This is a genomic window from Pseudomonas sp. IT-P294, from assembly GCF_949767865.1.
Classification (GTDB): Bacteria; Pseudomonadota; Gammaproteobacteria; order Pseudomonadales; family Pseudomonadaceae; genus Aquipseudomonas.
In genome coordinates this window covers 1-7,886 of the sequence record NZ_CATKQW010000020.1, presented here as the reverse complement: position 1 = coordinate 7,886, position 7,886 = coordinate 1, and the positions used below count along the sequence as shown (strand labels likewise).

Below are 7,886 nucleotides of genomic sequence, written 5' to 3'. Positions count from 1 at the left end.
AAGCGCTTGGTTACTTGGCGCTTCTCCAAGTGACCCGCCGTCAGGGCGGAACCAATAGTCGCCATTACCCCAAAAACGGATATGCCCCCAACCCCAACCCCAACCCAGTCTTAAGTGAACAGCATCACGCTGATGAGGCGGGGCCTTATGAGCCTGTTACCAGCGGCCATAACCGTGGGGAGGGCCATAGTAACCACGCGGTGGGCCGTAATAGCCACGTGGCGGTCCGTAGTAAACCGGCGGTGGTGCGTAGTAGACCGGTTGCTGCACGTAGACCGGTGCCGGCTGGTAGTAAACCGGTGGCGCCGGTTGCACGTAGACCGGCTGCGGCTGCGCGTAAACCGGTTGTTCCACATAAACAGGCCGGTTGCTGTTGATAATGGCCGAACCGACGATGGCCGAGCCAACGATCGCGCCAAATACCGCTGGACCTTGCCAACCGCCACCGCCGCCATGGGCTTGCGCTTGCCCTGCGATAGCGAGTGCGCCAATCAGCAAAGCTACTGTGGGGATTTTACGGATCATGATAATTCCTCGGTTCTTCGACCCGGCGCTTGGCTCTGCAATAGACCCAAGGATTGTCGCGGGGATACATCTAAGACAGCGTTTTTTTCAAAATCAGCACAGCCGATTGGTAAATTTTGTGTAAGGTCTGTACCGGTTTGCTGACGGTCCGGCGATACCTTGTGCGGACCCGCCGTTATGATCGAACACAGCGTATGGAATGGCTAATCCCGTCCATCTGAAAGTGCTATTGAAGGAGAAGTTTCATGCAGATGAACCCCAACAGAGACACCCGGTTATGCATGTCGCTTTCCGGGCGCCCCGGTAACTTCGGCCTGCGGTTCCACAATCATCTGTATGAACAACTGGGCCTGAATTTCTATTACAAGGCCTTCAGCAGTCAGGATTTGCCGGGTGCGGTCGGCGGTATCCGGGCGTTGGGTATTCGCGGTTGCGGGGTGTCGATGCCGTTCAAGGAGGCGTGTATCGCATTGGTTGATGAGCTGGATGCGTCCGCCGCGGCCATTCAATCGATCAACACCATTGTCAACACCGACGGCCACCTCAAGGCCTACAACACCGATTACATTGCCATCGCGCAATTGCTCGACAGCCACGCAGTGCCCAAGGACTCGACCTTTGCCCTGCGCGGCAGCGGCGGGATGGCCAAGGCCGTGGCCAGCGCCTTGCGCGATGGCGGCTATAAAAACGGCCTGATTGTCGCCCGTAACGAGCGCGCCGGGCGTGCGCTGGCGCAGTCATTGGGCTATGAGTGGCAGGCGGAACTGGGCGACCGACACCCGCAAATGCTGATCAATGTCACCCCGATTGGCATGAGCGGCGGCCCGGAGGCCGATCAACTGGCCTTTGATGCTGAAACCATCGCTACAGCCGAAACTGTCTTCGATGTGGTGGCGATCCCCTCGGAAACACCGCTGATCGTGCGCGCTCGAGCCGAAGGCAAGCGGGTAATCACCGGGCTGGAGGTGATTGCGATCCAGGCGTTGGAGCAATTTGTGCTGTACACCGGCGTGCGTCCGACCGAGGAACAGTTTCAAAGGGCCGTGGAGTTTGCCCGTAGCTGACCCGACTTGCCCGCGAGTGCCGCGCTCGTTCGCACGTCTGGAGCTTTATCGTCGGGTTATTCGAGACGGGCCAGGCGCTCTTCCAGCGCTGCAATGCGCGCTTCGAGCTCTTCGATTCGCTCAATCGACACGCCGCTACCGGTGCCACGTTCGACCGGGTTCTGCCGGGCGGCGAGGATGGCTTCGATATCCGCCGGATCACCCAGGGCGTGCATGTAGCGGTCTTCCCGCTGCCCGGCCTGACGCGGAATCAGAAGGGCCAGGCCACGAGCAATCAAGCGCTCCAGTTGATGCACGACCTGTTCGGCGTCCTCGAATTCATGCATGCGCCCGCTGCGGGTCAGTAGCTCATTGACTGTCTGCGGGCCACGCAGGAACAGCAGCCCCGTCAGGATCACCTGCGCCGGCACCAGTTCCAGCGCCTTGTCGACCTTATGCTCCCAGCGGTCGGCGCGACTGCCCATGACCAATTTGGTGAAGCCTCGGCCTTCGAGCGCGCGCAGGCTTTGGCCGACCTGGCCCTGGGTGAGGTTCATCACCGGTTCGCGGCTGGTTTTCTGGTTGCAGGCGATCACCAGAGCATTGAGGGTCAGTGGGTAGGTTTCCGGGCTGGTGGCCTGTTTTTCGATCAGTGACCCCAGAATCCGGATTTCCGTGCTGTTGAGCCGAGGCTCGTCAAACGTCGTCTCTTGCTCGATACTCATGATGCTGCATCCTTACCCGATTCATATTGTTAGTCCGCTGGCGAGCACTTTAGATCGGCGGGCGCCGATGGCAACCAAATTTGTTGCTCACGCTTGCCTAAAGCCATGAAATCTACATAATTCGTTAACGTTTTTTTTACAATTCTGCGGGCACCGTATGCGGGGTCGCGGGCCTAACCGCACAAGGACGCGGGCCCCGGCATATCGACGATGCCACGGGTCTGTGACTGCACTCTGGAGCAAGGCATGAAATTGACGTTGTCATTGTCCCCCGATAATGCGCTTATCGGCGGGGCCTCGCTATGACCATTCTGGTCACCGGCGCCGCTGGTTTTATTGGTTATCACACGGTTCAGCGTTTGTGCCGTGAAGGTCTTGAAGTCGTCGGTATCGATAATCTCAACGACTACTACAGCGTCGAACTGAAACAGGCTCGGCTCAAGGAACTGGAGGCGTTGCCGGGCTTTCACTTCCAGATACTGGATATCGTCGACAAACCGGCGTTGATGGCGCTGTTCAAAGAGCGTTCATTCACCCACGTCATTCATTTGGCAGCCCAGGCAGGCGTTCGCTACTCGCTGGACAACCCGGATGTGTACGCGCAATCGAACCTGACCGGTTTTCTGAATGTGCTGGAAGCCTGTCGGCATCATCGCCCCGAGCATTTGATTTATGCATCCAGTAGCTCGGTGTATGGCACAAATGGCAAAATGCCGTTCTGCGTTGAAGATGCCGCCGACCATCCGATTTCCCTGTATGCCGCCAGCAAACGCGCCAATGAGTTGATGGCGCACAGCTATTGCCATCTCTATGGGATGAAAGCCAGCGGCCTGCGGTTTTTTACCGTTTATGGTCCTTGGGGGCGTCCCGACATGGCGCTGTTCAAGTTTACCGAAGCGATTCTTAACGGCAGGCCGATCGACATCTACAACCAGGGGCTGATGTCGCGTGACTTCACCTACATCGATGATATCGTCGAAGGCATCGCCCGTTTGCGCACCCGGCCGCCGCTCGCGCAAGGATCGGCTGAGGGTGCCAACCGGATTTTCAACATCGGGCGCGGCGAACCGGTCGCGCTGTTGGACTTCATCGATTGTCTGGAGTCCGCACTGGGGGTGAAAGCGCAACGCAATTTCTTGCCAATGCAGGCAGGCGACATGGTCAAGACATGGGCCGACGTTTCGGCCTTGTCCAACTGGGTCGATTACAGTCCACAGGTCGCCGTTGAAACCGGCGTCAAAGAATTCGTGAAGTGGTATCGCCACTTTTATCAGGTGTAATTCGTTCGCCCTTGATAAAAAAACCAAGGAAAAAGAGGGCCTGTATGAGCCATGACATTTTTGTATCCGTGCTGATTCCAGCAAAGAATGAAGCAAACAACCTGGTGCCTTTGATTGAGGAAATTCGTGTTGCCTTGGCCGGTGAGCGTTATGAAATCATAGTCGTCGACGATGGCAGCACCGATACCACGTTGCAGGAGCTGGGGCAGATCAGAAATGGCGGCTTGAGCGAATTGCGTATCCTGCATCATGACCGTTCGCTGGGCCAAAGTACCTCGCTCTACCACGCGGCTCAGGCTGCTCGTGGGCAATGGCTGGCAACACTCGATGGCGATGGCCAGAACGATCCGGCGGACATTCCCGGAATGTTGGCGCTGGTACGCAGCCAGCAGGGTGTCGCCGACCTGCAACTGGTCGCCGGGCATCGGGTCAATCGTCGTGATACGGCAAGCAAGCGCTGGGCGTCGCGATTTGCCAACGGCCTGCGTCGCCGCCTGCTCAGGGACGACACGCCTGACACCGGTTGCGGGTTGAAAGTGATCGAGCGTGCGGCGTTTTTGCGCCTGCCATACTTCGACCATATGCATCGGTTCATTCCTGCGCTGATCCAGCGCCAAAACGGCCGAATGGTCGTCCATCCAGTCAACCACCGGGCCCGCACCGCCGGGGTGTCCAAGTACGGCAATCTCGATCGTGCCCTGGTAGGCATTCTCGATCTGTTCGGCGTCTGGTGGCTGATCAAGCGCACTCGGCTCAATACCGATGCCCAGGAGGTTCAGGAATGAATCTCTCAAGAGAAACGTTGTGGCTGGTGGTCGGGTTTACCGGCCAGATCGCTTTTACCGGTCGTTTTGTCTTGCAGTGGCTGTACAGCGAATACAAGAAACGCAGTGTGATTCCGGTGAGCTTCTGGTACCTGAGCATCGTCGGCAGCACCTTGCTGCTTTTTTATGCGATTTACCGACAAGACCCGGTGTTCATCGCCGGTCAGGCGTTCGGTTCCATCGTCTATTTCCGCAACCTGCAATTGATTGCGAAAAGCAGGCACCCGAAGGAATAAATCATGCGCAGATCCCTTTCTCCCCGGGTTGAATGCCTGGGCTTGATGCTGCTTGCTTTCTTGTTGATCGGTGCAGGACTCGGGCTGCGTCAGCCACTGAACGTGGATGAGGAGCGCTTCCTCGGTGTGGCGCTCGAGATGCTGCATAACGGTTCGTGGCTGATTCCTCACCGCGCCGGGGAAATCTACGGGGATAAACCGCCCATTTTCATGTGGGCAGTGGCGTTCTTCACCTGGCTCACCGGCAAACCTGATATTGCCCTGTACATACCCGGCCTTTTTTCGGCTGTGACGGTCACTGCCATGGTCTACGACCTGGCCCGCCGGCTATGGAATCAGCGCATCGGTCGCACGGCGGCGCTCTTGTACCTGGCCACGTATCAGACCTACAGCATCCTGCGCACCGGCCAGATCGACAGCTTTCTGATTCTGTTCACGTCCCTGGGCATGTACGGGTTGGCGCGTCACTTGCTGGTCGGGCCGGCCTGGCGCTGGTTTTACGTAGGCTGCGCCGCGATGGGCATTGGCGTCATCACCAAAGGGGTCGGCTTCGTTCCGGCGCTGATGCTGATTCCATATGCCTATGCGGTGCGCAAAGGTTGGTCGGGCGTAGTGGCCATGCCCGGCGAAAAGCGCAAGTGGTCGCTGGGCTTTTTGGTCTTCCTGGGCGCTATCGCCATCTGGTTGCTGCCGCTGGCCTTGTCCATCGTGCTCAATGGCTCGGCTGATGAGGTGGCGTATGCGCGCGAGATCCTGTTGCGCCAGACCGCGGGGCGCTATGCCGCTGCGTGGGACCATCGAGAGCCGTTCTGGTATTTCTTCGTCAACGTAATTCCCCAATACTGGTTGCCGCTGGTCCTGGTCCTGCCGTGGCTGGTGCCTGCCTGGCGCAGGCAGCTTGCCAAGCGTGACGGTCGAGTGTTGGTGCTGCTTGGCTGGGTGGCGCTGGTCGTGCTGTTTTTCTGTCTGGCCAGTGGCAAACGCAAGTTGTACATCTACCCGGCGCTGCCTGGGTTGGTGCTGGTCTCGGCGCCGCTGATTCCCTGGTTGCTCAAGCGCTGGTTCGCCAAGCGCCCGCGCGGACGACGGATTTTTCAGGCGGTGGTGGTGAGCTGGTTCGTACTTTGGTTCGCCCGTGGGTTTATCGAGCCGATAAAGGAGGGCGCTAACCCTCATAAAGAAATCATGGCGCAGGCGGCGACCATGACGAACGGTGCAGATCTGGTCATGGTCCAGTGGCGCGAGGGCCACTGGCTGTACGCCCGCCAGCCGATCGTGCATTTCGGCATGGCCAGCTCCACGGTCGAGCAGGCCGCGCAGTGGCTGCGTGAACACCCTCAGGCTTACGCATTGGTGCCGGACGAGTTGCTGGAGCAGTGTTTCAACCCCCAGGGCGCACGTGAACTCGGCGAGACATCCCGTGCAGAGTGGTCGATCATTGGCGCCGATGCCGATAACGGCAAATGCCACGCAGTACAACCGGACCACGTGTATCGCTTTACTTGGAACTAAGGAAGAACATGAGCAAGCCCTGGAAGGCAGGAGTGATCGTTTTTGTTGTAGCGTTGGCACTGCTTTTCGCGGCTTGCCTGCGGTTTTCCTGGCACTCGCAGTTGTATGGGCACTGGCACAACAAGTGGTACGGCAATCAGGCCCCGGAAAAAAATATCTGGCTGCCGGACTACCGGTCGGTTATCGACGCCAAGCCACTTCCCGGCGTGACCAATTTGTCGGGCATTGCCTATGATTTCGATCGCGGGCGCATGCTGGGTATTACCAACGGCGCGCCCATGGAGATTCTGGCGTTGAGCCGTGAAGGTGAAGTGCTTGAGCACTATCCGCTGATCGGGTTTCAGGACACCGAGGGCATCGCTTATATCGGCGGCGGACGGGTGGTGATCGCCGACGAAGCGAAGCAGCAACTGGACATCATCACCTTGCCCGACACCCCGGGCCCCATCCACGCGGAGGACGCCAGGTTCCTCGCCATCGGGGTCAACCTGAGCAACCACAACAAAGGGTTCGAGGGCGTGACCTATGACGTGGCCAATGATCGTGTCCTGGCGGTCAAGGAGCGCGACCCGCGGCAGCTGTATTCGGTCACGGGCATGCTCGCCTCCCTGGGTGGGTCATTGCAGATTCGCATTGATGACCTGACCTCCTGGGTGGATCGCAGTGTTTTCAGTCGGGACCTTTCCGAATGCTTTTACGATCCGCGAACAGGGCATTTGCTGATGTTGAGCGAAGAGTCCAACAACGTGACCGAACTGGACGAAAAGGGTAATTTCGTCAGCATTATGTCCCTGCTCAGCCTGGCGGGTGACCTCAAGAAAAATGTGCCGCAAGCCGAAGGCATGACCATGGACGCCGATGGCGAGCTCTATATCGTCAGCGAGCCCAACCTGTTCTATCGGTTCACCAACGCCAAGGATACTCCGGGAGTTGGTGCGCAGAAGCTTTGATGAAGTTGGATTACAGTCGGTTTTTGACCTGTAATATCACCTTGCTCGTCGCCGTTGCGATCGTGTTGTTGTTTTTCTCGGGTCTTGGCAGTGCGCCGTTCCTCGCATGGGGCCGATTGCCGTTGAGTCCTCTGGTGGACGCCGGATAAAAGACCCGCCGCAACCGCGGTGCACCGTTATAATCGCCCCACGATTCACTCCTGTCATCACACGAGACTGCCATGACCATTTCCTTGTACGACGCATCGGTTCCGGTTTTCAAACAAATGCTCAATGCCCTGAGCGACGTTCTGAACAAGGCCGAAGCCCACGCCACCGCCAAGAACATTGACCCAAACGCCTTCCTGCAAGCGCGCCTGTACCCGGACATGTTCCCTCTAGTGCGCCAGGTGCAGATCGCCGTTGATTTCGCCAAAGGCGTTTCCGCACGCCTGGCTGAGGTCGAATTGCCGAAGTATGACGACAGCGAAACCACGTTCGCTGAGCTGCAAGCCCTGATCGCCAAGGTTCTGGCTTTCATCGGCGAGATCAAGCCTGAGCAGATCAATGGCAAGGAAGGCATCGAGATCATCACCCGTCAGGGCACGCCGAAAGAGAAGCGCTTCACCGGCCAGGCCTACCTGCTGACCTACGGCCTGCCGCAATTCTTCTTCCACGTCACCACCGCTTACGCACTGCTGCGTCACAACGGTGTGGAAGTGGGCAAGCGCGATTACATGGGCGCGTTCTAAACCGTCCAGGTATTAAAAAGCCCGCCAAGGTGCAAACCTTGGCGGGCTTTTTTGTTTTTC

10 protein-coding genes are annotated in these 7,886 nt (G+C 58.1%); 8 read left to right on the top strand and 2 right to left on the bottom strand.

What is annotated here, in order from left to right; all coding sequences use genetic code 11:
* Positions 1 to 156 precede the first annotated feature (156 nt).
* Positions 157 to 525, bottom strand: coding sequence for a hypothetical protein (locus tag ACM6I0_RS15060; protein WP_090185955.1), 369 nt, complete (start codon positions 523 to 525; stop codon positions 157 to 159).
* Between the two features lie 245 nt (positions 526 to 770).
* Between ACM6I0_RS15060 and ACM6I0_RS15055 the strand changes: the two genes are divergently transcribed.
* Positions 771 to 1,589, top strand: coding sequence for a shikimate 5-dehydrogenase (locus ACM6I0_RS15055; RefSeq protein WP_285434586.1), 819 nt, complete (start codon positions 771 to 773; stop codon positions 1,587 to 1,589).
* 56 nt (positions 1,590 to 1,645) lie between these two features.
* Here ACM6I0_RS15055 and ACM6I0_RS15050 read toward each other — a convergent pair whose 3' ends face one another.
* Complete coding sequence (locus ACM6I0_RS15050) at positions 1,646 to 2,293, bottom strand: YceH family protein (RefSeq protein WP_285434588.1); 648 nt, start codon at positions 2,291 to 2,293, stop codon at positions 1,646 to 1,648.
* 302 nt (positions 2,294 to 2,595) lie between these two features.
* Between ACM6I0_RS15050 and ACM6I0_RS15045 the strand changes: the two genes are divergently transcribed.
* From ACM6I0_RS15045 to ACM6I0_RS15015, 7 genes are all read left to right on the top strand, one after another.
* The gene (locus ACM6I0_RS15045) at positions 2,596 to 3,573 is read left to right on the top strand and encodes an NAD-dependent epimerase (protein ID WP_285434590.1); all 978 of its coding nucleotides are present in this window, start codon (positions 2,596 to 2,598) and stop codon (positions 3,571 to 3,573) included.
* Between the two features lie 44 nt (positions 3,574 to 3,617).
* Positions 3,618 to 4,358, top strand: a complete 741-nt coding sequence (locus ACM6I0_RS15040; protein ID WP_285434592.1) for a glycosyltransferase — start codon at positions 3,618 to 3,620, stop codon at positions 4,356 to 4,358.
* The gene (locus tag ACM6I0_RS15035; protein ID WP_222587701.1) at positions 4,355 to 4,633 is read left to right on the top strand and encodes a lipid-A-disaccharide synthase N-terminal domain-containing protein; all 279 of its coding nucleotides are present in this window, start codon (positions 4,355 to 4,357) and stop codon (positions 4,631 to 4,633) included. Before ACM6I0_RS15040 ends, ACM6I0_RS15035 begins: the two co-directional genes overlap by 4 nt.
* A 3-nt stretch (positions 4,634 to 4,636) precedes the next feature.
* Positions 4,637 to 6,145 (top strand): ArnT family glycosyltransferase, encoded by a 1,509-nt coding sequence (locus ACM6I0_RS15030; protein WP_414922709.1) that lies wholly within the window; start codon positions 4,637 to 4,639, stop codon positions 6,143 to 6,145.
* Between the two features lie 8 nt (positions 6,146 to 6,153).
* Positions 6,154 to 7,095 (top strand): SdiA-regulated domain-containing protein, encoded by a 942-nt coding sequence (locus tag ACM6I0_RS15025; protein WP_414922708.1) that lies wholly within the window; start codon positions 6,154 to 6,156, stop codon positions 7,093 to 7,095.
* Positions 7,095 to 7,244, top strand: coding sequence for a hypothetical protein (locus ACM6I0_RS15020; protein ID WP_285434597.1), 150 nt, complete (start codon positions 7,095 to 7,097; stop codon positions 7,242 to 7,244). Before ACM6I0_RS15025 ends, ACM6I0_RS15020 begins: the two co-directional genes overlap by 1 nt.
* Before the next feature lie 72 nt (positions 7,245 to 7,316).
* Complete coding sequence (locus tag ACM6I0_RS15015) at positions 7,317 to 7,826, top strand: DUF1993 family protein (protein ID WP_090185926.1); 510 nt, start codon at positions 7,317 to 7,319, stop codon at positions 7,824 to 7,826.
* Positions 7,827 to 7,886: the final 60 nt, after the last annotated feature.

What these genes read in the sequence shown, in the direction of transcription:
- ACM6I0_RS15030 (WP_414922709.1), top strand. Translation starts at nt 4,637, where the DNA reads ATGCGCAGATCCCTTTCTCCCCGGGTTGAATGCCTGGGCTTGATGCTG.
- ACM6I0_RS15020 (WP_285434597.1), top strand. Translation starts at nt 7,095, where the DNA reads ATGAAGTTGGATTACAGTCGGTTTTTGACCTGTAATATCACCTTGCTC.
- ACM6I0_RS15050 (WP_285434588.1), bottom strand. Translation starts at nt 2,293, where the DNA reads ATGAGTATCGAGCAAGAGACGACGTTTGACGAGCCTCGGCTCAACAGC.
- ACM6I0_RS15055 (WP_285434586.1), top strand. Translation starts at nt 771, where the DNA reads ATGCAGATGAACCCCAACAGAGACACCCGGTTATGCATGTCGCTTTCC.
- ACM6I0_RS15035 (WP_222587701.1), top strand. Translation starts at nt 4,355, where the DNA reads ATGAATCTCTCAAGAGAAACGTTGTGGCTGGTGGTCGGGTTTACCGGC.
- ACM6I0_RS15015 (WP_090185926.1), top strand. Translation starts at nt 7,317, where the DNA reads ATGACCATTTCCTTGTACGACGCATCGGTTCCGGTTTTCAAACAAATG.
- ACM6I0_RS15040 (WP_285434592.1), top strand. Translation starts at nt 3,618, where the DNA reads ATGAGCCATGACATTTTTGTATCCGTGCTGATTCCAGCAAAGAATGAA.
- ACM6I0_RS15025 (WP_414922708.1), top strand. Translation starts at nt 6,154, where the DNA reads ATGAGCAAGCCCTGGAAGGCAGGAGTGATCGTTTTTGTTGTAGCGTTG.
- ACM6I0_RS15045 (WP_285434590.1), top strand. Translation starts at nt 2,596, where the DNA reads ATGACCATTCTGGTCACCGGCGCCGCTGGTTTTATTGGTTATCACACG.
- ACM6I0_RS15060 (WP_090185955.1), bottom strand. Translation starts at nt 525, where the DNA reads ATGATCCGTAAAATCCCCACAGTAGCTTTGCTGATTGGCGCACTCGCT.